26 protein-coding genes and 2 pseudogenes are annotated in these 24,856 nt (G+C 42.3%); 16 read left to right on the forward strand and 12 right to left on the reverse strand.

The annotated features are described in order from the left end of the window. Positions 1 to 68: 68 nt before the first annotated feature. Together C427_RS19720 and iadA are read right to left on the reverse strand one after the other, a co-directional pair. Positions 69 to 887, reverse strand: coding sequence for a cyanophycinase (locus C427_RS19720; protein ID WP_007639713.1), 819 nt, complete (start codon positions 885 to 887; stop codon positions 69 to 71). 2 nt (positions 888 to 889) lie between these two features. After that, a complete protein-coding gene (gene iadA, locus C427_RS19725; protein ID WP_034899697.1) occupies positions 890 to 2,077 on the reverse strand; it encodes a beta-aspartyl-peptidase in 1,188 nt (395 codons plus the stop codon). A gap of 328 nt (positions 2,078 to 2,405) precedes the next feature. Here iadA and C427_RS19730 point away from each other — a divergent pair, with 328 nt between their 5' ends. Then, positions 2,406 to 3,509 carry a M20/M25/M40 family metallo-hydrolase gene (locus C427_RS19730; protein ID WP_007639707.1) on the forward strand — a complete coding sequence of 368 codons (1,104 nt, stop codon included), beginning with the start codon at positions 2,406 to 2,408 and terminating at the stop codon, positions 3,507 to 3,509. A gap of 319 nt (positions 3,510 to 3,828) precedes the next feature. Here the strand turns inward: C427_RS19730 and C427_RS26560 are convergent, their stop codons facing one another. Together C427_RS26560 and C427_RS19735 are read right to left on the reverse strand one after the other, a co-directional pair. Then, positions 3,829 to 3,969, reverse strand: a complete 141-nt coding sequence (locus C427_RS26560) for a hypothetical protein (protein ID WP_007639703.1) — start codon at positions 3,967 to 3,969, stop codon at positions 3,829 to 3,831. A gap of 12 nt (positions 3,970 to 3,981) precedes the next feature. Further along, the gene (locus tag C427_RS19735) at positions 3,982 to 4,833 is read right to left on the reverse strand and encodes a hypothetical protein (protein ID WP_007639701.1); all 852 of its coding nucleotides are present in this window, start codon (positions 4,831 to 4,833) and stop codon (positions 3,982 to 3,984) included. Between the two features lie 280 nt (positions 4,834 to 5,113). On the opposite strand from C427_RS19735, the pseudogene C427_RS25200 reads away from it, so the two are divergent. Beyond that, positions 5,114 to 5,377: pseudogene (locus C427_RS25200) on the forward strand (transposase); the annotation flags it as partial. Positions 5,378 to 5,517: 140 nt separating this feature from the next. Here the strand turns inward: C427_RS25200 and C427_RS19740 are convergent. Beyond that, on the reverse strand, positions 5,518 to 5,892 hold the full coding sequence (locus C427_RS19740; protein WP_007639699.1) for a GlcG/HbpS family heme-binding protein: 375 nt from the start codon (positions 5,890 to 5,892) through the stop codon (positions 5,518 to 5,520). A gap of 44 nt (positions 5,893 to 5,936) precedes the next feature. Beyond that, the gene (locus tag C427_RS19745) at positions 5,937 to 6,914 is read right to left on the reverse strand and encodes an aldo/keto reductase (protein WP_007639696.1); all 978 of its coding nucleotides are present in this window, start codon (positions 6,912 to 6,914) and stop codon (positions 5,937 to 5,939) included. A 150-nt stretch (positions 6,915 to 7,064) separates the two neighbouring features. Between C427_RS19745 and C427_RS19750 the strand changes: the two genes are divergently transcribed. Beyond that, a complete protein-coding gene (locus C427_RS19750; protein WP_007639693.1) occupies positions 7,065 to 7,955 on the forward strand; it encodes a LysR family transcriptional regulator in 891 nt (296 codons plus the stop codon). Positions 7,956 to 8,883: 928 nt separating this feature from the next. Here C427_RS19750 and C427_RS19760 read toward each other — a convergent pair. Further along, positions 8,884 to 11,415 carry a TonB-dependent receptor plug domain-containing protein gene (locus C427_RS19760; protein WP_007639688.1) on the reverse strand — a complete coding sequence of 844 codons (2,532 nt, stop codon included), beginning with the start codon at positions 11,413 to 11,415 and terminating at the stop codon, positions 8,884 to 8,886. A 619-nt stretch (positions 11,416 to 12,034) separates the two neighbouring features. Here C427_RS19760 and pncA point away from each other — a divergent pair. From pncA to C427_RS27870, 4 genes are all read left to right on the forward strand, one after another. Further along, complete coding sequence (pncA, locus tag C427_RS19765) at positions 12,035 to 12,646, forward strand: bifunctional nicotinamidase/pyrazinamidase (RefSeq protein WP_007639684.1); 612 nt, start codon at positions 12,035 to 12,037, stop codon at positions 12,644 to 12,646. Further along, positions 12,639 to 13,931, forward strand: coding sequence for a nicotinate phosphoribosyltransferase (pncB, locus tag C427_RS19770; protein ID WP_007639683.1), 1,293 nt, complete (start codon positions 12,639 to 12,641; stop codon positions 13,929 to 13,931). Before pncA ends, pncB begins: the two co-directional genes overlap by 8 nt. Positions 13,932 to 14,460: 529 nt before the next feature. After that, positions 14,461 to 14,763 carry a transposase gene (locus C427_RS27865; protein WP_015431235.1) on the forward strand — a complete coding sequence of 101 codons (303 nt, stop codon included), beginning with the start codon at positions 14,461 to 14,463 and terminating at the stop codon, positions 14,761 to 14,763. Beyond that, positions 14,763 to 15,071 carry a hypothetical protein gene (locus C427_RS27870; protein ID WP_015431236.1) on the forward strand — a complete coding sequence of 103 codons (309 nt, stop codon included), beginning with the start codon at positions 14,763 to 14,765 and terminating at the stop codon, positions 15,069 to 15,071. Before C427_RS27865 ends, C427_RS27870 begins: the two co-directional genes overlap by 1 nt. A gap of 125 nt (positions 15,072 to 15,196) precedes the next feature. On the opposite strand, the gene C427_RS27875 is transcribed toward C427_RS27870, so the two are convergent. After that, entirely contained in the window at positions 15,197 to 15,829 is a 633-nt protein-coding gene (locus C427_RS27875; RefSeq protein WP_015431237.1) for a transposase, read from the reverse strand. A gap of 167 nt (positions 15,830 to 15,996) precedes the next feature. Further along, the gene (locus C427_RS27880) at positions 15,997 to 16,386 is read right to left on the reverse strand and encodes a hypothetical protein (protein WP_007636064.1); all 390 of its coding nucleotides are present in this window, start codon (positions 16,384 to 16,386) and stop codon (positions 15,997 to 15,999) included. Positions 16,387 to 16,681: 295 nt separating this feature from the next. Here C427_RS27880 and C427_RS19790 point away from each other — a divergent pair, with 295 nt between their 5' ends. From C427_RS19790 to C427_RS19800, 3 genes are read left to right on the forward strand one after another with little or no spacing between them, the layout of a single operon-like run. Next, the gene (locus C427_RS19790) at positions 16,682 to 17,011 is read left to right on the forward strand and encodes a hypothetical protein (RefSeq protein WP_007642320.1); all 330 of its coding nucleotides are present in this window, start codon (positions 16,682 to 16,684) and stop codon (positions 17,009 to 17,011) included. Next, on the forward strand, positions 17,004 to 17,360 hold the full coding sequence (locus C427_RS19795; protein WP_007642321.1) for a HipA N-terminal domain-containing protein: 357 nt from the start codon (positions 17,004 to 17,006) through the stop codon (positions 17,358 to 17,360). The genes C427_RS19790 and C427_RS19795 overlap by 8 nt, the downstream gene beginning before the upstream one ends. Beyond that, positions 17,357 to 18,373, forward strand: a complete 1,017-nt coding sequence (locus C427_RS19800) for a type II toxin-antitoxin system HipA family toxin (RefSeq protein WP_007642322.1) — start codon at positions 17,357 to 17,359, stop codon at positions 18,371 to 18,373. Before C427_RS19795 ends, C427_RS19800 begins: the two co-directional genes overlap by 4 nt. A 418-nt stretch (positions 18,374 to 18,791) precedes the next feature. Here the strand turns inward: C427_RS19800 and C427_RS19805 are convergent, their stop codons facing one another. Beyond that, on the reverse strand, positions 18,792 to 19,412 hold the full coding sequence (locus C427_RS19805) for a class I SAM-dependent DNA methyltransferase (protein WP_007642324.1): 621 nt from the start codon (positions 19,410 to 19,412) through the stop codon (positions 18,792 to 18,794). Between the two features lie 543 nt (positions 19,413 to 19,955). Next, entirely contained in the window at positions 19,956 to 20,633 is a 678-nt protein-coding gene (locus tag C427_RS19810) for a glutathione S-transferase family protein (RefSeq protein ID WP_007642327.1), read from the reverse strand. 400 nt (positions 20,634 to 21,033) lie between these two features. Between C427_RS19810 and C427_RS19815 the strand changes: the two genes are divergently transcribed. The 3 genes from C427_RS19815 (at position 21,034) to C427_RS19820 (ending at position 22,230) form a co-directional block, all read left to right on the forward strand. Then, the gene (locus C427_RS19815; RefSeq protein WP_007642334.1) at positions 21,034 to 21,216 is read left to right on the forward strand and encodes a hypothetical protein; all 183 of its coding nucleotides are present in this window, start codon (positions 21,034 to 21,036) and stop codon (positions 21,214 to 21,216) included. Positions 21,217 to 21,388: 172 nt separating this feature from the next. Then, the gene (locus C427_RS27885; protein WP_015431238.1) at positions 21,389 to 21,526 is read left to right on the forward strand and encodes an endonuclease VIII; all 138 of its coding nucleotides are present in this window, start codon (positions 21,389 to 21,391) and stop codon (positions 21,524 to 21,526) included. A gap of 44 nt (positions 21,527 to 21,570) precedes the next feature. Beyond that, a complete protein-coding gene (locus C427_RS19820; RefSeq protein WP_015431239.1) occupies positions 21,571 to 22,230 on the forward strand; it encodes an endonuclease VIII in 660 nt (219 codons plus the stop codon). A gap of 282 nt (positions 22,231 to 22,512) precedes the next feature. Here the strand turns inward: C427_RS19820 and C427_RS25220 are convergent. Then, positions 22,513 to 22,662, reverse strand: a pseudogene (locus C427_RS25220) (transposase); the annotation flags it as partial. Between the two features lie 136 nt (positions 22,663 to 22,798). On the opposite strand from C427_RS25220, the gene C427_RS19825 reads away from it, so the two are divergent. Genes C427_RS19825 through C427_RS19835 form a run of 3 tightly spaced genes read left to right on the forward strand, consistent with a single transcriptional unit; the run spans position 22,799 to position 24,804 of the window. Then, entirely contained in the window at positions 22,799 to 23,170 is a 372-nt protein-coding gene (locus C427_RS19825) for a hypothetical protein (RefSeq protein WP_034900171.1), read from the forward strand. After that, a complete protein-coding gene (locus C427_RS19830; RefSeq protein WP_226991265.1) occupies positions 23,154 to 23,699 on the forward strand; it encodes a hypothetical protein in 546 nt (181 codons plus the stop codon). The genes C427_RS19825 and C427_RS19830 overlap by 17 nt, the downstream gene beginning before the upstream one ends. Then, on the forward strand, positions 23,692 to 24,804 hold the full coding sequence (locus C427_RS19835; RefSeq protein ID WP_007642344.1) for a cytochrome-c peroxidase: 1,113 nt from the start codon (positions 23,692 to 23,694) through the stop codon (positions 24,802 to 24,804). Before C427_RS19830 ends, C427_RS19835 begins: the two co-directional genes overlap by 8 nt. Positions 24,805 to 24,856 lie beyond the last annotated feature (52 nt).

Below are 24,856 nucleotides of genomic sequence, written 5' to 3' on the forward strand. Positions count from 1 at the left end.
CGTTAAGAAAAATGATTAGTATGAAAGTGGCCAGAAAAAATATTGCTGGCCCATTTCATAGGAGGCGATTATTCGATGAAGGCTTTTCGATCGTTAATGTTATAACGACTTCCGTTTGCCAATATATGCAATTTTAAGTTCAACAACGTCAGTGCATCTCCGCTGCGAGCTTCGGCCATAGATGAATGTTCTATATCCGACGGATCGATGACTGTAATAGCACCACTGCCCACTACGGTAAATTCATTATCACCGTCGATAAAAGCGGCGGTATCTTCATCCAGTCCAAGGCCTAATAAAAACGGATTGTAAGACACAGCACTTAACAAACGTGACAATCTATTACGTTCATTAAAATGTTGATCAACCACGATAGTATTAATCAGTCCCAAACCAGGTGCTAAGTTAACGCCATCTTCAGTAGGTACAATACCGGTATTACCACCGGTGATCATATGTTGCGACACAATAGCTGCACCCGCTGAAGTGCCAGCCACATGCACACCTTGAGCATTTAGCTTACGAATAGTCTGAGCTATGGGTGTGCCACCGAGAATAGTCGACAAGCGTAGTTGATTCCCCCCAGTAATAAATATGCCCGTACACCCTTCAAGTTGGGTGACGTATTCTTCTTTTTTAGCATCATTACGATCACTAATAGGCAACCAGTGGGTATTACCGGCCCCTAAATCTGTAAATAATTTTTGATATCGCTCACCCGTATCTTCTAACTGAGAAGCGGTAGGTACGATGCAAATATCAGCTTCACTACCACCACATAACTCAACAAATTTCTTTAAGATTTCAGGGTTATCTATTTTTTCTTCAGCGCCACCTATGGGTATTACAAACCCACGTTGTTGCCCTTTAATATCTGGAGACGGCATTTTTATTCCTCAAAGGTACCTTTTTTAACAACTTCTTTATTGTAGATATGCCAAACACCCTTTGCCATTACGTGGCTAATTCGGTTTTGTTTATCTAAAACGATTAAATCAGCATCCATACCGAGTGCTATTCGACCTTTAGTTTTAAAGTTCATAAGCGTTGCGACATTGCTTGTAAAAAAGGCTAAGCAATCTTGTATTTTTGTTCCTTGGTCTATCAACTGATAGAAAACATTGGTCATAGCAATAGAATTAGCAAAATCCATTTTAGTCATATGACCCTGTTTATCAAAATTAGGCAGACAACCACCGCCATCTGAGCTAATGGTTAATTTGTCCTGCGGATAATCACTGTTAATAAAGCGTAACAATGCGTCAGCTGGCTCGTAACCCACATCGCCGGTTTCAAATGCGGTGACATCAATCCAACAACCCTGCTTGGTTAACTCGCACGCTTCCTCAAATAACTCTCTGCGCCGATTCACATGAGTCGGGTTAAAGGTTTTAGCAGGTATCTCGGACTGTGCTAACGCTTCGCGCACTAACTCTAGCCCACGCTCGCCGTCACCTAAATGCAAATGCACTATGCCTGCTTTACCGGTCATCAAACGCGAAACATGGGCCTCTGATGCCACTTTAAGTAATTCATTCAGTGTGGGTTGAGACGAACGGTGATCACTGATGGCCAGCTCACCTACTCCCACAATTGGCTCAATAAAAACAATATCAGTTCTGATAGAGCCGGTCAGCGTAGTCGGCGGAAGATGATAACCACCGGTATAACAGTAGGCAGACAATCCCTCTTCACGTAATGAGTATACTTGTGCCAATAATGATTCGGTGCTTCGAGTGACATCATCGGTACCCAACAGCCCCACAGCAGTGGTGACACCTGCTTTAGTGAATTGACTTAAAGGCACAGCAGGCACACGAGTAGAAAAACCAGCTTCGCCGCCGCCGCCAGTAATATGAGTATGGGCGTCGATAAATCCGGGAATAAGCGCTTGGCCTTGCAAGTCTAATTCATCAACGGCCAGTAGCGAGTCTAAAACGGGTAAATCATCACCCATATACAGGATTTCTCCGCCACCAATCACAAGATGTTTAAGCCCAACCGAATCCGGAGCAAAAACATTGGCATTTTTAAGTAAAGTTATTGAACTAGCTGAAACCACAGAATGTACCGACATATAAAAAAGAAACAGAACCCTACGATTTTAAAGCACTCAAGACCGCTTAGCAAAGTGTTTGTATGCTAGATCAGAGGGTAAAATCAAGATAGAGGCCAATTAGTGACTGCAATTGAAGTTAATTACGTCTAGAGCAGATATTTGTTCTTTATTTATACAATGGATTGCCAACATGATAAAAATCCTTTCTATCACAATATTGCTGTTAGCCTCTATGCCAACCCTAGCAGTAGGAGCAAAAGATTCTCCCCAGGCAATAAAAGCCCTAGAAATTTACAAAACTATCATTTAGATCCCAACGATAGCTGGGCGTGGCAAGGTTCCTGAAATGGCCGCATACCTGGCAAAAGAGTTTCGTGAAGTCGATTTCAAAGATGAAGATATTCGTATTATTCCTAGTGGTGAAACAATCGGCATGATTGTTCGCTACCAAGGAGATGGCACTATTGATAAATCTATTCTGTTACTGGGCCATATGTACGTAGTAGAAGCACTAGACATAGACTGGGACGCCCTTTTTTTTGGCCTCACTCAAGATGACAAATATTTTTACGGCCGCGGCAAAATCGACAATAAACTCGTTATTACCATGCTCTCGTCAACCTTTATACGTTTGAAAAAAGAAGGGGTTATACCTAACCGAGAGATATCCTTGGTTTTCACTGGTGATGAAGAAACCGGCATGATAACCACAAAAATTCTGGCCAATGAACGCCCAGAACTGGCAAAAGCAGAATATGCCCTTGACTCTGACGCCGGTGGTGGTGATCTCGATGCAAATGGCAAAGCCATAGCTTACCTAGTGCAAGCGGCAGAAAAAACCTATGTCAGCTTCGAACTCACATTACGCAACAAGGGCGGTCACAGTTCAAGACCCCGTCCCGATAACGCTATTTATGAACTATCAACAGCATTACTCAACATCAGAGATTACCACTTCCCCGTCATGTGGAGTGACATGACCCGTGAGTTTTTCAAAGTATCAGGGGCTCAACTCGGTGGTAAACTAGGACAGGCAATGACAGCGTTTGCCGCTGACCCTAGCAATAAAAAGGCATCCGACCGACTTGAAACAGAATCGTCATACGTTGGTACCACTCGTACCACTTGTGTCACCACCATGTTAACCGCAGGACACGCCGAAAATGCCCTGCCCCAATCCGCCACGGCCACAGTCAATTGCCGAATATTTCCAGGGGTAAGTGTTACACAGGTCAAACAAACATTACAAAAAGTAGTTGAAAATGACGCTGTTGAATTTGTCACATTAGACTCACCAGTAGAAAGTCTCATGTCAGAATTGCGTGATGACGTTATGGCGTCAGTTAATAAAGCTGTTCGTGCACGTTACCCGAATGTGCAAACTATTGCCTACATGGAATCAGGTAGCACCGACGGCATGGACTTTCGCAAAGCCGGCATTCCAACATGAGCTGTATCAAGTGTATTTTCGCGTCCCGATGAAATGTTTGCCCACGGCCTGAACGAACGACTGCCTATTTAAACATTTTATGATGGTCTTTTTATGATGGTCTTGATCACTGGAGTATCATTCTAAAAGAGCTAACGGGTAAATAGCCCCTAATTAGAACTGGGTTCAGATATGCAAAGGGCAAAAAATCTTTCAGAAGTTTACTGGCACTTCTTGCCCAAGACAGCCAACTTGCAAAAACACTTGTCGAGCACGCACAGCAATGACCTGAATAACCTGACGGAGGCTATTCAAGCTAGTTTGATGAAATAAATATAGGTTAGGGAAATTGAGCTTCCACAGTCCAATTACCATCAGGTTGTTTTTTCTTGGTGACCGTCGCTCCTTCACTTTCAAAGTCACCGACGAGTTGTTGAAGATCTGATTCAGGGATATCTGTTAAACTTTCTGTACGTGGCATGTGTTATTCCTTTTAAAGTTTTAATTCTTTCAACGCTTTTTTCCTGTCTTCAGCGAAATCAGCTGAGGAGAAAAAATAAGTTATAGAGGCATCTATATTATTTTCTTTCATCCAAACCCCCAATTTACCTTCAAAGTATTTGTCTTTAGTAGTTCCATCTGGCTTCCATAATTCACGCAGTGTATTGCCAGCCTGATCTTTAAGATATTCACCTGTGCGTATTTCTTTAACTTCTTCTTCGGCTTCAATTTTTGCGTTACCGGCTGTTTTACTAATTTCCGACACCGCACCTATTATTGTGCCTGCTTGGAAGTAGTTTTCAATATCAACTAGACCCAGCATTAGTGGGTAATCTTTTGCCGAAGAGCTTAATCCTAAATAGAGTTTTACAAGTGTTTGTGCACGAGTTGCCTGCATTTGTGACACTAATGCTGAGAGTGTTGTATCGAAAAATGCATTTTTATCAATCGATGATTTTGTTCCCAATATACTGGCAGACGACGCTGATAAAATGGCTTGAGTGCTTGATACTGTTGAAACCGCGCCTACAGCGTTCAGTAGTAGAACAGCTGTATCTGTTCCTATGCCAATATATTTGCTTTCTGAAGAGATGTTTTTAATGAATTCATTGAAATTTAAATCAATAGCACGCATTCGAGCTGCAATAACTTCATTGCGGTATTCTCGCTTATCAGAGTTTGAAAGTTTGGCGTTATAGTCTGCAATGACGCTTGGTGCAAAGTAAGGTGCTAATGCATTAAGTTCAGACTCGATGTCAACAGAACGTTCTGGCACGCCATCTATGCTTGTGCAGCCACTGAATATTAAAAATAAAAAGCTTAGTAGAGGCAATCGTGTATTCATAAACATTCCATATTCTCTTGAACGATGATTGAAATTAGTGTTGTAAATATCCTTACAGCTCGAGACTAACAGAAAATCGAATACAAAGTACACAGAGATAACTAGCAAACCTGCTTTAATTTTGCCCAAATTAATAATCCCTTTGTCTTTATGAGCAACAAAAACAGTGTTTTTCTGAATAACAAACTTAACCAAATTTCTGAATATTTTGAATTGATTTGCCCGAGCATTAATACACTCTATATACAAATAAATAAGCAGATAACGTTATGGCGGGCTCAATCCAAGAATTGATCAATCTGCGACCAGTATTAACCGTTCCAGCTTGTCAAAGACGGGCAGTACTAGATTACGAAAATCATTGTATATGCCAGCCATGGTTGCAGTCAGATATAACTCATCAGTGTTCGCTTTTTATAATAAACTTTTAACCAAAGGTAAGCCTAAAAAAGTAGCTTTAATCGCGGTGATGCGAAAATTACTGGTACTGGCTTTCGGCGTATTAAAATCAGGAAAGCCGTTTGATGTAAATTATCAACATTAATCAGATTTGGGCTTGATCCTCAAGACAGTATCTGGCTCCAATAGTTTTTATTGTCATCAAAAGAAAGTACACGAACAATGCTGTATAAAATTCATACTCATAATGATGCTGTTAACTATTCGCTAAAACTTTCTCTATCACTAACAGTGCAAGTTGCTCATCTTATTCTCACTTAAGCCACTAATACCAATTCCACCAATAACGTTACCGTACAGCGTTATCGGCACACAACCGGTAATACGACTGTCTGTCCAATACCCCATGTCCTTACCAGTGGTGTTAGCCCACTGCCCCAGAGCACTCGATTTTTGCCGACCTCTGGCAGCGGTATAGGCCTTGTTAGGCGCCAAGACACCAGCATGAAGAGCACACTCATCAGTACGCACAAAACTCATCAGCTCTCCATGTGCGTCAACAATAGCTACTGCAATTGGCAACTTGCGCAGCCGCACTTCTATTAATGATGCAGTAATAAACTGTTGTGCAAGAATTAATTCATTGGTTGCCTTAAACAAAGTCCAAATAATAGTTTGAAGAATAGTAGTTACAGGTAAATCGATTAAGGCAACTCATTTCCACGAGCTGCAACCCATAACGCATACCAATGGCCTCGTGTCAGTGTGACTTGAGTCGCCTGCGCACAGGCTTGTATCCGTTGAATATTAGTCGTACCAATAATGGGCTGAATGTGAGCCGGATGACGCATCACCCAAGCAAGCACTATGGCTTCTGTACTGACTTGATATTCAGCAGCAAGCTTGGCCACCAATTGTGAAGTCTGTTGAACAGCCTTGCTGGCGTTTGCGACTTGTTTTCCGGAATAAAGCCCCTGACATAGGCTACCCCACGACTGTAATTGCACACCTGTTTGGCGACAGTATTCAATGGTGCCAGCGCCATAATTAACCGCTGGCTGGCCTGAATTCCCCGAAGTCACCCCCTCTTCTAACCATGCTAGATGCGACAAGCTCAATTCCACTTGATTCACCATCAGAGGTTGCTGTAAATGTGCCTGCAAAAACGCCATTTGCTGTTGTTGCATATTTGACACGCCAAAGTGTTTTACCTTGCCAGCACTGTGTAATTGATCAAAAGCCGCAGCTACAGATTCAGGCTCCATCAAAGGGTCAGGGCGGTGCAACATTAATACATCGAGTTGTTCAATATTAAGACGGGACAGAGAGTTTTCTACAGATTGCACAATCCAATCAGCAGAAAAATCGTAGCGCTTAGGCCCAAACTCATCGTCAAAACGAATGGCACATTTTGATTGAATCGCCATCTGTTGGCGTAACTCAGGACGTTGTTTTAACACTTCACCAAATACTTTTTCAGCCTTACCTAAGGTATAAATATCAGCATGGTCAAATAAAGTGATCCCCGCAGCTAAAGCAGCATCAACCACATCGTGCGCCTGTTTAATATTCTGTTTAGTGATTGGGTCAGCGCCCCATTCTCCGCCTAATCCCATGCAGCCAAAGGCCAGCGGGCTATTGTTTTGTATATGTTTTGAAAGTGGGTAATTTTCCAAGCTCAAAATAACTCCTTATTGCTTTTACTATGTATTAAAGACAACCAACCGAATAGCCCCTATTTTAAGCTCAAATCCTAAGATTGAAATATGACAAAAGAGAATTCATTGTTTACTATAAAATACAATAGAGGCTTTTGGACATGGCAATAACTGATGAAAGAACATAAAAAACTGGAACGTTTAATGTTATTTAGTGAGGTAGCTCAACACCTTAGTTTTACCAAAGCCGCGCAACAATTAGATATTTCTCGTGGACATTTATCTTCGCAAGTTCGCCAATTAGAAAAAGAGATGGGATTAGCCTTACTGATCCGCTCCACCAGAAGTGTCCGGTTAACCACAGCCGGAGCCCGTGTGCTAGATAGTATGCATAAAATTCGCCACGACATTTTAAACTTGGAACGTAACGTTGAACGCGAAGGCCTTATTATTGAAGGGTTAATAAAAGTAACCGCACCAGCATTATTCAGTGAACGTTACCTGTTAGATATTTTTACAGAGTTCACCCAAACTCACCCAGCAGTTAGTTTTTCTATTGAGAGTAGTTACAAACCGCATGATCTTAATACCAGTAACTTTGATTTAGCATTTCGCGCAACCAATCAACCACCAGAAAATATGCTAGCAAAAAAGTTATTTGCCTATCAACATCGTTGCTGTGCATCACCCACATATTTTGAACGTTTTGGCACACCTGCAACAATCCATGAATTAATTAACCATCAATGTTTAAAAGGTAAAGACCAACCACAGTGGTTGTTTAATAGCGGCAGTGTTGAGGTAAATGGTCGCTTAGAAATTAACGACAATCATTTTCTAAAAGGCTTAGCACTAAAAGGAGCAGGCATTGTTCGAGTACCAGAATACCTAGTTGAGACTGAACTTAAAAATGGTAAATTAACCGTTATTTTTGCAGACGATATGCCGCAAAGCCTGTCGATTTACATGATCCATCCACAGCTCATTCATCAATCTGCTCGCTTAACAGCCTTTATCGAATTTACCCAGCAGTATTTTAGCCATTACCCAACTATTGCGGATTAACGACTCATTTCCATCAAACGACTATAAGTTCGGCGAAACTCAAACAGTAATCGATAGGGCTAATCGATAGTGCCAGAGCGATTGATATTAAATGGTTAAGCAATGAGTGCAGAAAATAACTACAAGGCCACACATCGTAAGAGGGCAAGAAAATAGTCTGCGCCGATAAACGCTTTGGTGGCTTCGACACTGCTTTTCCGCCTTTAGTGTTTCAGCAAAAAATGGCTTGCTCTTGGGGCACATGGCATGGGTGAAACTGGTTTTTTTAGAAGCACAGATTCGCCCAGTTGAACATTTCGACAAGCGACTCCCATGGACGGCGGAAGGTAGAACAATGCTGCAGCAATTGTCTAGAAGTCGAGATTGGGTGCTGATCATTAGGGATGATGGTGAGATTGACCAAATTAAAGCGTTTACATTTATTAGCTGCAGAAGAAAAAATAACTTATTAGGAGGGATTAGAGTCAAAACCCTTAGGAAGATGGCGTGCAGCGAGCTTTTAGTTTTTCTCTTTATTAAACCCCCAAAGATTTATAGCAGGTCCAAGGCGTTTAACGCATCAAAAATTAAATAGCTTTTACGTTTCAACGAACCCGACCCGGCAGGTAGGTTTGGTCATTATCGCTTCAATAGGGAGCAGTTTTACAACTAAAAAATCTATCGAGATGGGAGTGTAACCTTTGTTTATAATCTGCTTTTTCAATCGATGGAGTCGGTTTTTTTGAACAGCACGGCTGGGTCAAGTCTTGTCTTTTGCACTTAAAAACTTTATGTGTATAAACTTGGTCAAAGTATATATAAAAAGCAAAACACAAGACTTGCCCCAGACCCCGCGACAAAAAAATCGCATAAAGAGCATTAAGAAGGATGCATTAGGCATCCTTTTTAATGCTGAATCTAAGGGATGCTTAATTATATAAATAATAGATTAAAAACTATAAGTTATATTACCATATAAAAAGCGACCATCTAGGCTGTATGGGTTATAGGCTGTGTAAGGGAATATTTGGCTAAAGTTTGAATAGCCAATGTTATCGACTGTAGCTTGGGGATATTGATCAAACACGTTGTTTGCACCTACCGCAAGCTTCCAGAACGCGTCTGGCCTGTAAGCAATCTCTAGATCCGTGATCCATTTAGTATCCAAGTATTCATCACGATCAGCGGTTGTTGAAATATCAGCAACTTCACCGTAACGCGTCGCGCGCAACGTAGTTTGCCATTCGTTAAAACTCCAAACTGCAGATAAGTTCCATTTGCTATCAGGTGTGCCTTCTTCAAAACGACCTACTTCACGACGTGCAAATACTACGTATTCATCACCGAGTGAGTTAAGTTGCGCCGGATTGTCGTCGATATTTGTTACTTCGGTATCATTAAAATTTGCTGCAGCGTTTAAACGCACGTCGCCTAGATCATTTAACTCAAGTGTGAAGCTTGCAACGATGTCTACACCTTGAGTGCGCGAGTCAATGGCGTTAGTAAAGTAACGCACACTTTCGGTGTTTAACTCACCTGCATTTTCTAAGATTTGTTTGACTGCAGAACCTGTTAAGTTTTCAGATAATACAACACGGTCATCAATATCAATCCGATATGCATCAACTGTCAGGCTAAAGCTATCTTGGGTGTACATAAAACCTGCGGTTAGGTTAACTGAGTTTTCTGCGTCTAACTTTTTAGCACCCAGCGCTTTTGCTGCAGACGCATCGGTGGGGAATAAACCCACTTCAAATGGCTGGCTGTTTTCAAGTACCGTTGAAATTTGACGATACGAATTTTGCGCAAGTGAAGGCGCGCGAAACCCTGTGCTAATAGCACCACGAAGAGATAGGTTTGCGGTAATTATATAACGTGATGCTAATTTTGAAGTCAGCGTGTCTCCAAAGTCACTATAGTCCTCGTAACGATTTGCAAAAACAACATTCCAATTTTCAGTAATGTAGGCGTCGAATTCAGTAAATACAGACACATTATAACGACTTTTATCGGTTACGCTTTCTGGACCAAATCCTGAAAGTACCTGCGCGCCGCCCGATGCAACAGGATTACCGTTAGCATCTAACGCTGTAATGTAAGACGCTTCTTCACCTTGCTCAATTTTGTAGCTTTCACGACGGTACTCAGCGCCTATAGTAAAAAACACGTTGTCGGGTAGGCCAAAATCAAATGATGTATTTGCATCTGCATTCACTATCCATTGGTCATAGACCAAGGCACCGTTATCAAATTCGGTTTGACTGCCACCCCCTAGTGAGGTGTTTAAGCTATTTACTACACCTAATGCAAAGTCGTTACGGCCATAATTACTGCTTACGTCCCATGTCCAATTGTCTGTTTCGCCATCTAAACCTAGTGCTAATGAGTAGTCCTCTACCTCAGTTTCGATTTGTGGTAAAAAACCGTTTGGATAAAGTGATTCTACGTTACGATTGTCTTTTGCGCGGCGATAAAAACCACCTGAGTTACCTTCGCGATTTGAGTAGCTACCAAAAGAATATAAGTTTAGGCCGTCGCCTAAATCGTAACCCATGTTATAAAATAGTGCGTAGTCTTCTAAGTCAGCTTTACCAAAGCGGTGATTGTAGCGGTTAATGGTTAGTTCGCGTGGATCTAAACTACCATCGTCTAAGCGGTTATATTGTTCACGTGGGTCGAAACCAGAGCGTTGAGTTGAGTCGTTATCACGATACTCAATGGATACATTAACAAAGCCTTTGTCAGCAAGGGAAAAGCCAGAATTAGCACTGATTGTTCGTGTGCTACCATCGTTTACTTTGCGGTCATCACCTAGATTGAAGCCCAGATTGCCATTTGAATCAACATAGGTACTTTTTAAGTTGGGTGCACCAGCCATTTGGCTGTCATATTGACCATAAGTCAAACTAATGCTTCCGCCTTCGGAGGCGTCTTTTAATACAAGGTTAATTACACCAGCAATCGCATCAGAGCCGTATTGGGCCGCTGCACCATCGCGCAGTACTTCAACACGCTTAATTGCTGAGGTTGGGATCATGTTTAAATCAACCGAGGTCGAACCACGGCCAACCACACCAGCAAGATTTAAGAGTGCGCCTGAATGGCGGCGCTTGCCATTAATAAGTACCAAAGTATGATCAGGTGCTAGGCCGCGTAAAACAGCTGGGCGAGCATGGTCCGTGCCATCAGCAATAGTGGCACTAGGGTAGTTAAAGCTGGGTATTTGGTTTGCAAGCACTTGGCTGATTTCAAGCTGGCCTGTACTGGACATGTCAGCACTAGTAATAATATCAACAGGAACTGTACTTTCGGCTACACTGCGCAAACTGCGGCGTGTACCAGTCACTGAAATCACTTCAATACTTTCTTCCACTTGTTGACCTTGCTTAGCAACATCACCTCGCGCATAGGAGGTACTTAGTGCACTGGCAACTGCAAGGCTAAGTGCTAATTTGTTGGCTGGTAAATATTTAAAAGTCATTAATGGTCTCCTAGAAGCTTGTTGATTGGAGATTTGAAAAGTTCAGAAGTAGTAGAAACGAAAACCTCACTACAAATACCAGAATTAACAAGCTAATTAGTTTTTTTAATTAAGGTTTATCCTTACGCAGCATCGTAGGTTTCGATCGATCTAGTCGTAAAACTATGTCTAACACTTCTATTCCTACGCAAATAGAGTTAGCAATAAATGTGTCGACTTGAGGTATAAGTCAAGGTGTCGAATGCTCACGTATGAATATGCTGGTATATTTAATTTGTAGCAATTTAGCAGCCTAAATTTATATACAACGTGTTACCAAAAATTATATTTTCTTGAACAGAAAAGCCAATCAATACAATGGCCCCATGCGGTAACTCAAATGAAGTTTTTTTGCTTACGAAGAAGTCTGATGTGTATGGTCTATATCGACTAGACGCCAATGAGGTGAGTTTTAATAACGCCGAACGCGCCAGTCAATGTAAATACAGTTGTTTTATAAACTAAATTACAATCTGTTCTATGCAACAGGGTTTATTAAACTCTGTTGCATAGAACAGATATAATGTTTACCCTCAGATCTAGTCATACTTTAGGTATTCAAGGCCAAGAGAGGTTTATTATGCGACCAGCCAATGAGGCGCTGATCGTCGTTGATGTTCAGAATGATTTCTGCCCAAAAGGCGCGTTAGCCGTAATAGATGGAGACGCCATCATCGAGCCCATAAATGCTCTGTTATCCGACTTTTCTGCGGGCATCTTGACGCAAGACTGGCACCCCGCAGGTCATACTTCGTTCGCTTCGTCATATGATGAAAAATCGGCTTATGACATAATCGATATGCCCTACGGCCCTCAGATTTTGTGGCCCGATCACTGCATTCAAGGCACAGATGGCGCATCCTTTCACGACGGTCTTAAAACTGAGAACGCTGATCTGGTCATCCGTAAAGGATTCCGCCCAAAGATTGACAGTTATTCTGCATTTTTTGAGAATGATAAAACAACCGCCACAGGACTTGAAGGCTACTTGCATTCGCGCGGAATAAATACGGTCACTATCGTTGGTCTAGCCACCGATTTTTGCATTGCCTATTCTGCGATCGATGCGGCCAGATTAGGCTTCAGAGTCACCGTCGATATGACAGCCTGCCGCGGTATCGATATAAACGGGTCACTTGAGGCCGCGCTTTTACAGATGCGTGCTGCCGGAGTGAAGCTTAAATATGGTTGATATTGCTACTCAAGCTTGGAATCGACAGTGGAAGACCGATCCGATTGTCCGATCGCTGATTGATACTGATTTCTACAAATTATTAATGTGTCAATCTGTTTTCCGAAACAATGCTGACACGCAGGTGACCTTTAGCCTTATCAACCGGTCTAAACATATCAAACTGGCCGAGCTAATTGACGAGGGGCAATTGCGCGAGCAGTTGGATCATATCCGATCGCTATCTTTGACAAGGGGCGAAAGCACTTGGCTACGAGGCAACATGTTTTACGGCAAACGCCAGATGTTTCGTTCTGATTTTATGGAGTGGTTTGAAGCTCTACGTTTACCACCCTACCACCTTGAAAAACGTGATGGCCAATACGAGCTGACTTTTGAGGGCTCGTGGGCGGAGGTAATGCTGTGGGAAGTTCCTGCCTTAGCAGTGATGATGGAGTTGCGCAGTCGTGCGGTGCTTAAAGATATGGGAAAATTCGAACTTCAGGTACTTTATGCTCGTGCTATGACCAAGGTTTGGCAAAAAGTTGAGACGCTACGTGATGTTTCCGACCTACGGATCGCTGACTTTGGCACGCGCCGCCGTCACTCGTACCTTTGGCAAGACTGGTGTGTACAAGCCATGCAAGAGGGTCTTAAAGACAAGTTTGTTGGTACCTCTAACTGCAAGATTGCTATGTGCCGTGAACTTGAAGCTATTGGAACAAATGCCCACGAATTGCCCATGGTTTATTCAGCCTTAGCCGAAGACGACGCCACGCTGCGCGAAGCGCCTTACAAAGTCCTAGCCAACTGGCAGGACGAATACGACGGCAATCTTCGCGTGATCCTGCCAGACACTTATGGAACCAAAGGCTTCCTAGAAGAAGCACCTGCTTGGTTGGCAAGTTGGACAGGTATTCGCGTCGACAGCGGCGATCCTGCTACAGGTGCTGAGATGGCGATCAATTGGTGGAAGTCGTGCGGTGAAGATCCTAGGCAGAAGCTAGTGATTTTTTCTGATGGCCTTGATGTTCATAAAATTATCGAACTACAACAACAGTTTGCAGGTCGCGTTCGCGTATCGTTTGGCTGGGGCACCTTACTGACTAATGACTTTAGAGGACTTGTGTCCAACGATGCGTTATCGCCTTTTTCGTTGGTCTGTAAAGCTGTTTCTGCCAATGGAAAACCAACCGTAAAACTGTCCGACAACCCCAATAAAGCAATGGGGCCAGCTTCAGAAATTGTCCGCTACAAAGGAGTCTTTAGCGTTGGACCGCAGGAGGAATCAGACGTTATCGTTTAACTCACGCAGGGCCACTCTACTTTTCCACCAAGGACCTGCGAGGTCATGTTCGTTGAAAGTAGTTGAATTGAATAAATGAAATTATCAATTCAACTATGTGTACCAAATAAATAATAAGGAGTACAGAATGACAAAATACAACGAGTCATCTAGGTCTTGCCTTTTTCTCTCCAAAAAATTTCATGTACAAACTTAGTCAACGGAAATAAAAAGCAAAACGCGAGCTCTGGCCCCAGAATCCTTTCAGAGTTATTTGATCATATTTACGATGGGTATATTTGTAATCGTTATGTATGCCACACTTGAACGGACTATTTCATTTTGTCTGCAGTAGAATTTTGCTGTTTTTCTATTTCAATATAAAAGGGGGCAGATACAAGAACAACGTTAAATGACGCATAGGTTATACTTGTTGATTACTTAACTCAAAGATAAGGACATCCTATTAATCGTTTGCCTCGCATCTGCCCGATTGGTATTGCACAGCATATTATTCAACGGAGTAATAACCGTCAAACTTGTTTGGGTAGTGAACAAGTATTTTTTTGCTTATGTGGGTTGGTTAAAAGAGTTTTCTGTTAAGTGCAAAGTTGATATTCACGCTTGGGTATTGATGACTAATCACGTCCATTTATTGTGTACGCCGCACGAAGCAGGTGGTGTTAGTCGAATGATGCAAGCTTTGGGTAGGCATTATGTCAGATACTTTAATCACAGCTATAAAAGAACGGGAACACTGTGGGAAGGGCGCTTTAAATCTTGCCTCGTGGAAGGTGAAGCCTACTTAATTCATCTTTATCGTTACATTGAGCTAAACCAACTAGGGCCTTGATGGTGGCACAACCTTCTGAATATGTTTGGTCTAGTTATCAGATAAATGCATTAGGTAAGGTTTCAAATCTATGCACACCACATTGTTTATACACCGCGTTAGGTATTAATGATACCGAGCGCCAAGCCACCTACCGTCGTTTATTTACTAGCCATGTCGAGGGGGAATTGTTAGAAGAAATTAGGGCCGCCACTAACTCAGGTATGGCCTTAGGTAATGATAGATTTAAAAGCGAACTGACATCACTAATAGGTAGACGCTTACATACATTACCGCCAGGCAGGAAACTTGGATGGCGTAAGAATTAATTTAACTTTGCTCTGAACCCGATAGTTAACCCCGATAGTTACTAAACCTTGCTCGTCGCCGAAGCATGTAGGATTTAGGATGTTAATTTAAGTTGACCCTGACCCTGAGGGATCCCCACGAATATTCAACCATTAAAGTTGTCTGCAATAATAGTTCTGAGATTTAATACTGCTGCTTCATATTGCTCACAGAGCAGCGTGAAACGCTTATCTACGAAGCCTCGTAAGCCCAAATAATGAAACGATAATACTCGCCTTGTTTTAACTGTATTCGCTTGATAACGACGGTGTAAACCAGCCATTAATATAGCTAAACCTATAATGTTAGCCAGAATACTGGCGAGTGTGGCGATGAGGATAAGTATTGCAATACGTTGTACGCTTTGGCTTTTATGATGTTCAAAACCCAGTCCGAATAAACTACTTTTGATATCCCTAAACTCTTCTTCAATTTGCATACGCAGTCGATAAATAGCCACTATCTTTTTACCTAAAGACTTGCTTCGAGGAAGTGACGTTGCAATTAACCAGGGGTCTGTAGCGTCTCTTGCATCGACCTTTGAACACTTAGATTGCCTAGGAATGTTATGTCGCGTTAAGCTATGCCGTCCTTTGTTTTTGCCTTTAAATAGCACCAAGGTACATGCTAAAGGTTGGTTGCGACAAATATGGCTAGCGAACCCTATGGGTTGACTGGTAGCTCGCTTATACAACTCAGAAGTATGCTCCCAATCATCTTTCTGATTAACATACATCATAGGTTTGCGGACTCTTCCTGCAAAATCCCACCCCAATGCGATAACATATTTAAATCAGGTTGTTTTATAGCCAGCATCGGTGACAATAATGGGTTGAGCATTCTCATCTATAATACTGTTCAATTTAGCCAGAAATGGCTTATGTGTGCAGCGTTTTTCTTTCGTACTCATATCATGAACTTCTTGATATATAGCGACCCTCGGCCCTTAAAAGCGACGGATGCTCGTAGCAAAAAGCAGCCTTTGTGCGTATCCAAATCAGACCAATCAATCAGAATAATGGGGCGTAACGAAGCGCTTGCAAACTGCTTATATATGGTGCGATAAATAGAGAGTGTTTCATTGAGAATATGTTTGTTAGACAATAAGCGGTCAGCTTGTTTGATGCGATGCTTTTCATATGCTGAAGATGAAATTCCACGTACCATGCCGGTTACACTGGCTTTAGCCCCGTTTAGCAAACTGCTAACGCTGCTCGCTAATGCTGCTCGTCTAACTTTATGCATTTTAGGCGTGACAGCTGAAAGGAACTTCTTCAAAATAACAACTTCATTCATGGTATTGATCTTTAGTGATGTTTGGCGATTGATCTGATCACCAAGTACCATGAATGTTCCAAATTATTTTTAAATTACTTACCTGTTTATTTCGTGGGGATACCTCAGACCCTGACCCCAGTTTTCACTCGTTAACTTGACAGTACCTTTAAATCGCCCAATAACCAAGCGTGCGTTGTTTTTATAGTGCAAAGTACAAAAATTAACAAATATACTTGTTATTATACATTGTATACCACGCTGCATTTAGTTATTGTTATCTTCAATACAAATTTACCCAAGCGCAGAGTGAAATATGTCTACAGATAACAGTGTTGAAAGATTGCTAGCAAGTTATGAGGCTCAAACATTTAGCGCCTTGTCTGAGCTTCAGCGCAAACTCATTGCTGCAATGGATCAGCGTGAGACGATGGGTGGTATCCAGCAGCTCGGTAAAATTGCGAAAGAATACAAACAAACCAATAAATCGAACAATGAAACGCTCGCTTTACTTAGTGGCGTGACTTCCAATACGATATCAACCATGACCAGTGACCCAACTAACTCAAAGGTATCCACTGTCCTTGCACTACTGGATGCTATGGGCATGACACTGACTATTTCACGTAAATCTGCTGATGAGTAATATAAGCCGACAAGGGCGTGTCTTTGCCAATGGCAAGCTGGCAGGCCTATTAACTGAATACAAAGAAAAAACCGGCGCACAAAAGTATACGTTTGAGTATGACGGTGATTACATCATTCAAGGTGGCATGCCTATAGGCTACCACTTCCCCTTAACGAATGAGCCTTATCTGTATGATGTGCTGCATCCATTTTTCACCAACTTAGTCTCCGAGGGTTGGGTAAGAGTCTTTCAAGCAAGCAAAGCAAGATTAGATAAACGCGATGATTTTGGATTGCTACTGGCCAATGGTGGCGATCTGATTGGCGCAATATCAGTTCAGCCTGAAAACAAGGATATGCAGCAATGAGTCAACGTCTGGGCACGATATCTTTAAGCCCAAAAGGAAATGAGTCGCCCTATAGCAGTTACTTCCTCAAAACCATGTTTGGTATTAGTCAACTTCCTAAGAATGGCCTTCGCGTGCAAGGTGACGCACAAACGTTTAATGATTTAGCGCCTGAATACACAGAGGGCAATTCCGTGTCTGGAGCTCAAAAAAAATTATTAATGTCGCTGAACGATGGGATGCTGGTGCCAGTTAAGAAAAACGGGCAATTCATTGTTAAACCCGCACCAGATAATTTTCCTCATCTACCCGAAAACGAACATTGTATTATGCAACTTGCCAAAGTTGTTGGCTTTGATATTGCGCAAAATGCGCTTGTACCCTTTGAAAGTGGTGAGCTGGCCTATTTAACCAAACGCTTTGACATACTAAAGGACGCAACGCGTCTTTTCATCGAAGATGCGGCCAGTCTATGTTTAGTCGCCCCTGTCAATAAAGGCAGTGATGCATTGTCTTATGAAGATACGCTCAATACGCTGTTCACCGTTAGCGGTCAAAATCGTGGCGTGACATTAAATGGCTTTAGGCAAGTGCTATTCGCCTATATCGTGGGCAACAATAATTTACACCTAAAGAATCTCTCTTTATTTAGAAAGCCAAATTCACAGTCGCATTTCATGACAAATTTTACGCCTGTTTACGATGTGTTATCAGTCGCCCCCTATCCTAAGTACTATGGTGATGACTTGTCGTTAAGTTTACTTAACAGTGAATTGGAAGCGGTGTTTTCTGAGGCATACGAACAGTACGGTCACTATACCGGCTATGACTTTATTAAATTTGGTCAGCAAATAGGACTTTCTAATTCCGCAACTAAAAAGCTAATAAAGCAGCTTTGTAGCGCAGTGGAGGGTGCATATGAATACATAATCAATGCATCGCAATGCCCTGATGGTATGAAACGCGAAATAAAATCACACATAGCAGAGAAGCTTGGTCGGTTGTCACGCCCATACCCTGTGAATTTAGTATAGGCGTTTCCCCCAGGATTTATTTGCGTATTAGAGCCTTATAACGCTCCGCTGTTCATTCGCAATCATGGCATCAATGGCTGCATTCGGTACTGTCAAGTTAACGAGCGGACTCAGAAGCGTGCGATGAACAATGTTTTTTAAAAATCACCATATTTCATTTTTATAAGCAATCCACAAAACAACATTCTCACCATCCTCTTTCAGCAGTAATTCAATTGGTTTTTCCCACTCAAGCGCTGGAATAAAGCGCTGGAATAGCAGTATTCATCCATTTAGCAATATCCTGCTCGTTTGAGCCGATCATATGCCACCAAGTAGTCGCTCGGATGCCGAAAAAAGATAATTTAATGTGGTTCCGACCCCGATACTTAGACCCCGATACTTATTTAAGTTGACCCTGCCCCCTGTTTTAACCCAGTTATTTTTTACGCCAAACAGAAACGAACCAAGGCTGCTGATGCCGAGGTAACCCTTTAGGTCGATAATAATGTTCTATCGGCTCAAACTGGGCTTGTTGTAACAATGCGGTCCATGTGTCGGGGCTGTGATAGGCGCCAAAACGCTCACCTTGCAGGCTCTGCTCATCATTACCGCGAGGATTAGAAGTCAACAAAATGCCCTTGGGTTTTAAAGCAGCGTTAAGCTCGCGTAGTACTCTTGGCAGTTCTTGGGTCGGCACATGAAATAAAGATGCGTTAGCGAAAATGCCATCATAAGTAGCTGCCATTAAATTTAAGCTGATGAAATTTTGCTGTAACACCTGACAACCAGAAGCTTCGCGTGCCATATTACAAAATTCTTCGGAGCCATCTAGCCCAACAGCTTCTATACCTAGTGCTTTAAACGCAAGCAGATCTCTGCCGGGGCCGCATCCAAAATCGAGGATGCGACAAGGTGTCTTATCTCCCAACGCTGCCACCAAGGCCGCTCTATTTTGGCTAACATCGTGGCCCCAAGTGCCGTTTCGATAATCCGTAGCATTGTGTTGATAATGCCCAATCGTTGAGCCTGTAAGCTTACTAAGTTCTACTGTATCCATGGTTTATCCGAGCATCTGTTTTGGTAAAAAGTATTTTACGCTGTTTTTGTTGTGTTGTGCTTTCTAAGCTTTACGGCTTAAGTTAACCGCTTGCATTCAGCTTTTAGTACAATCTTCACGTTAAATATGAGTAATGACAGAAAAATTTTTGCCGTAAGGCAAAATTAATATTGGGGATTGTAAAGGTTTTTGTCTGTGGTTTATTGTCTTCACTTGGTTGTCTCAGATTTTTTGGGGGTGGGCGTGCTAGTTATTTATTGTAAACATCAAGAAAAGGGTCACGTATCATATTGACGTTTTATTTGAGCAATCTTACCCGCTAAGCCGGCCTGTAAAGCATCTGAGAAATTTTCGGCAGTAGCCAGATCAACCGCTTACGCGCCCTGCTTCCCCCATATACATCAACTGACGCATCTACTCATCTTCGAGCACTTCCACCCATAAAGAATGACCGTTGGCGTAAGAGTTAATTTAACTTTGCTCTGACCTCAATAGTTTCTTTTTACATCCATGTAAATTGACGAAATTGGACCCCAGTTTCAGTTAAATCCCGTAGAGTTCCTTCAAATGTGCCATAAAACCCGGCCTGTCAGCTGCGGCATCGGCGCGGATGGTTTTGACGTGGGGTCGCTCTTCCATGCGTGCGCAGTAGTCGCTCAGGCCGGGCACTGCAGCCAAGGGATCTTTGTTAAAGAACCGGTTACCCACGTCGCGGACGACGGGTAAGTTCAGGATCGCGGCTATATCGGCCAGCGTAAACTGATCGCCATAAGCAAAGGTTTCAAAGCTGGATAATGTCGGCAGCGCAGCGGCTGCTTTAGTAAGACCTGATTCTACTTCCTTAAGCACCGCCGGATCAGCTTGTCTGCCGCTTAGCAAGTTCGGAATCAATCGGCGTGCCACCAGCTCAAAATACAGCTCTATGAACTGCGAGAACTCCTGTACTTTGGCAACACCAAACGGCGTGTCGGGTAATAGAGAAGGTTCTGGATGCGCTCGCTCGATGTATTCAAAGATCGCCCGGGACTCGCTGATAAAGCCTTCCGGTGTCTCAACGCAAGGCACTTTGCCCAAGGGGCTCTTTTGCAGATACTCAGGCCTGTATTTCGGACCGACGCCGGTATAGGACACGACCTCTTCAAACGGTAGGCCTTTTTCAAGCAGGGCGAGCTTGGGTACGTTGTAGTAATTACTGGAAGAGAATCCGTGGAGTTTTAGCATCTTTGTTTCCTGTCCAAAAGGTTCAGTGTAACAAATTCCTCAGAGATTTAAGAGGCAGTTTACCTATTTAACCTCGTTGCGCTGAGGATATTAGTCCCTGTATATTCGAAGTCTTTTACGTTGCAATATTCCCAGCAACCTCCTGCGAAAAAAACCAACAAGAGGCAGTTTGTGAACCGAATCCCAAGAATCGCCTGCGAAACTGCTTTTGTGAGGATAACTCAGTGCGAATTAACAACGAATTAACAAGACACCCATCATAATAAATCGCAAAACTATTTTTTTGGCTGCTCGTTATCATGGGTGTCTTGTTAATTTTGTTACCATGGGGCTATGCAAGAACCAACGACGGTTACGTTTATTACCTTTCGTGATTAATGCCGGTCAAGAGAAACATCGCATGGCTATTGCTGAAAAAATCGTTACTCACTATTCGATGACAGGGGGATCACTACCTATATCGGGAGATATTGCTTGCTATAAGTATTTCACTTCAGCTGATATTGCTGAGGTATTCTCGATTTCTGGTGAGTTTATTAAAATTTCCAATGAGCCAAACCCAGATGCAGCAACGGCATGTTAAAAGGTGCAGGAAGGGCAGGATCAAAAAAATACGAAATAAGCTGACAGAAATTATAAAGACACCCATCGTAATAAATCGCAAAACTATTTTTTTGCTGCTCGTTATTATGGGTGTCTTGTTAATTGTGCGTTGTTAATTGTGCTTATCTTTTTAAACTATTAAAGGAATCAATATGCCAGAAGGTCCTGAAATACGCATTGCCGCTGATAAAATAGCAAAGATCATTGAAGGCAAAGTAATCGAAGATATTGAAGTAGGTTTGCCTCGCCTTCTTGAACCTTCACAAAAACTTAAAGGAATTAAAGTTTGAAAATTTAAAACCCGTGGCAAAGCCATGTTAATACATTTTGGTTAATGGTTCACATTTATTCCCACAATCAGCTTTACGGTGTTTGGAAAACAGCTAAGCGTGGTCATTTCCCCAAAACTAATCGCTCCCTGCGTTTGGCTTTGCATACAAAACAAAAAAGTGCCTTGCTATACAGCGCCTCCGATATCGCAGTATATGATCAAAGTGAACTGGTGCAACATCCATTTTTGAGCAAAATTGGGCCTGATATTTTGAACAGTGAACTACGCTGGAAAGTCGTTGCCGAGCGCTTGCAGCATAGCCGTTTCTGCAATAGAGGTTTAAGTGCACTGTATTTAGATCAGCACTTTATCGCCGGAATTGGCAATTACTTGCGTACTGAAATCTTATTTGCTGCTGGCGTGCATCCTGACTTTAAACCCAAACAACTTGACTCAAAAAAAATTGAGAGCCTTGCTAGGCAAACGTTAATTATTGGTAAACGTGCCTACGATACAAAAGGGCACACCTTACTACCAACTTTGAGCGACAAACTGGCTAAAACAAAAGGCAGCTATGAAAGCGTCCGTTTTATGGCTTTTAACCGCGAAGGTTTGCCCTGTCGTCATTGCGTGCAGCCTATTGTAAAAGCGAAGCGCAATGGTAGACGAATATATTGGTGTGAGAGTTGTCAGCCCACAGTGTCACTTGGTATTAAAGTTTGAACCTGTATTCCACCCCAAGAGCGTGGAAATGAGCGTTGTAGTAAATTCAGATTTCTTTTATCGGATTATTTATTGGCGTAGAACAAGTTGACGTGCTTACTTCAGTTTAGAAAGTGAAAGAAACTTTACCCATACTTACATTGGGCTGATTGCTTTTGTTCCCGTGACTTTTCTTGCCCTGTCGGCAATGCTTGTTTAGCCTTATTTCGTAAGGATGGTGTTATTGTCACGCGGAGCCGATTGTTGGATGGAGGTCACCTCGTGGATGCCACTCCACACACATACACCATGAAAACACGTCAGATTAACTCTGGGTTTGGGCACCAGTGCCGCTAAACGAGCAATAAAATCCAGTGGTTCAAAGATCACATGACTGCGCCGGTCATCGTTGGTGTCGTCACGGTAGGGTGTTTTGAGTGGGTATCGCACCTTGCATACTTTTCTGGGTTCGTAGTGTCACCGTAGTGGTCATATAATTTAATGCGAATAATTATCATTAAGATTATTGACTCATAAGAGCACCATGTTATTCTTAATGCGAACGATTACGATCAACGTAAAGAGGCGCATGCATAAGGTAACACATGGAAAAATTAATTTAATTTCCTCAGCGCTATTTGCGCCACTAACGTGCTCCAACTGCTCAACGACATTATTTACTTACGCTAGCGTAGATGTATCGACTCAATCTATCAGCCTATCATCAGCAATCGACATCCAAGAGTTTGAAGTCATCAAGCTAAAAGTTAGCACGCAGACACCTGTTCTAAATACGCTACTGTTTATGAAAATCAGAACAGATAAACGTTCTGATTCATGTGAAGTGTCGAGTTTACTGCCATTGGTTAGCAATAATGATGCGGTCAGCATCAGTAACCAACAAGGTGATATAAGCCCCTCAGAGTTGTCTATAAGAGGCGCTTGTGTCTCATCAAAGTAACGTTCATCTAGATAACGTTAGTATCGATATTTTGTTGAAGCAATCCAAAAACGTGCCTCCTAGGCAAATATCTAGTTGCATACCAATCGAAGGATATTCGCAGGCGGTGTTTATTGACCCACGTTTTATCAACAGTATTAAAATTATCGACGCTAACACTTCTGTAGTTGAAGTCAGCGCCGTTAAAGTCAGCTCTATCGGTGGCGTAGTAAAAGCAAAAACACACTTTTATTCAAGACAAAATGAGCTTGGTCTTAGCCACTGCAAAACAAAAAACAACTGGAATGAATTTTATACAGACGAAGACTTATTAACCGAATGCAGAACAGGGTTTACTCGAAAAGCTTCAGAAACATTGACCTTTACCGCTGAGTTTCAACATTTAAACTCAACGGGCAGTGATAAAAAAACTGGGTCAGACACTTATGAAGTGCGAAATCAAAGTTATACACTCAGTTGGAATATAAACGTAACTTATCGATTTAAGACCGACTTTGATACTGTTTATACACGTGTGTCCAATGAGTAAAATTGGCGCTCTGATTGTTTGTTTATTGGCTATTATATTAATCGCTGTTGTGAGTAAAATACCGCTATCAATTGTCGATACTTACCGAGGCCCGCAAGAACATTGGCCAAAGCCAACCATTGATGAAGGTGTCGATTTTAGCCCTCTAGGGGCGCTTCCCAAAGAAGCGCATTTCCCTGATCACAATCCATACACAAAAGCCAAAGAAACATTGGGACGCCAGTTGTTTTTTGACCGACGCATGTCGCAATCAGAGCAAGTGTCTTGTGCTAGTTGCCATGATCCAGAGCTCGGCTGGGCTGATGGTAAGCGCAAAGCAATTGGACACAACCGTTTGCTCCACAACCTGAACACACCCTCCATTATTAATAGCGCTTGGCTCAACAGTGTGTATCGAAACGGTCGCGCAGAGTCACTAGAAGCACAAATTATCGAAACTTGGCAAAATCCAGTAGAGATGGCAGCACATTTGCCTACAGCGGTTGCACGTATTACATCCATTAAAGGGTATCCTCCTATGTTTCAGGAAGCTTTTGGTACTAAAGAGGTTTCAGTAGTACATATTAGTAAAGCGATCGCGACTTTTATGCGCCAAGTGACCTTAACAAACACTACGTTTGATAAGTTTATGCGCGGTGAAAGAGCAGCGTTTAAAGACGATGAAATTAAGGGGTTACATTTATTTCGGACCAAAGCGCGCTGTGCAAATTGCCATAATGGTGATCTATTGTCTGACGGTAAATTTCATCACTTAGGTTCTTCTTTTCATAATGTGGGCGAGTTTCAAGGACGTTATCGAGTGACCAAACAGGCTGAAAACGTCGGTGCTTTTAGAACACCTGGGTTGCGCGGTTTTGCTGAAACTTCACCTTATTTACATAATGGCTTAATTAAAGACCTAGACACTTTGCTGCATGTGTACAACAGTGGCTGGTGGCAAAATAGTGAACTAGTTAACAAAGGTAACAATATTCCTACGGCAACGTTGTCTGAGCATATTAGAACCTTAGGTTTAAGCGAGCAGGAGCGGTTACAGCTAAAAGCGTTTTTAGGTACCCTTAAAGGAGAAGCATTTTGGATAGAGCAACCACCTGAGTTAAAGTAATTGTATATGTACTGCTTGGGTGCATTATGCTTTTCAAAACTGGGTCAGGGTC

Origin of the sequence: Paraglaciecola psychrophila 170 (assembly GCF_000347635.1) — a bacterium.
GTDB lineage: Bacteria > Pseudomonadota > Gammaproteobacteria > Enterobacterales > Alteromonadaceae > Paraglaciecola > Paraglaciecola psychrophila.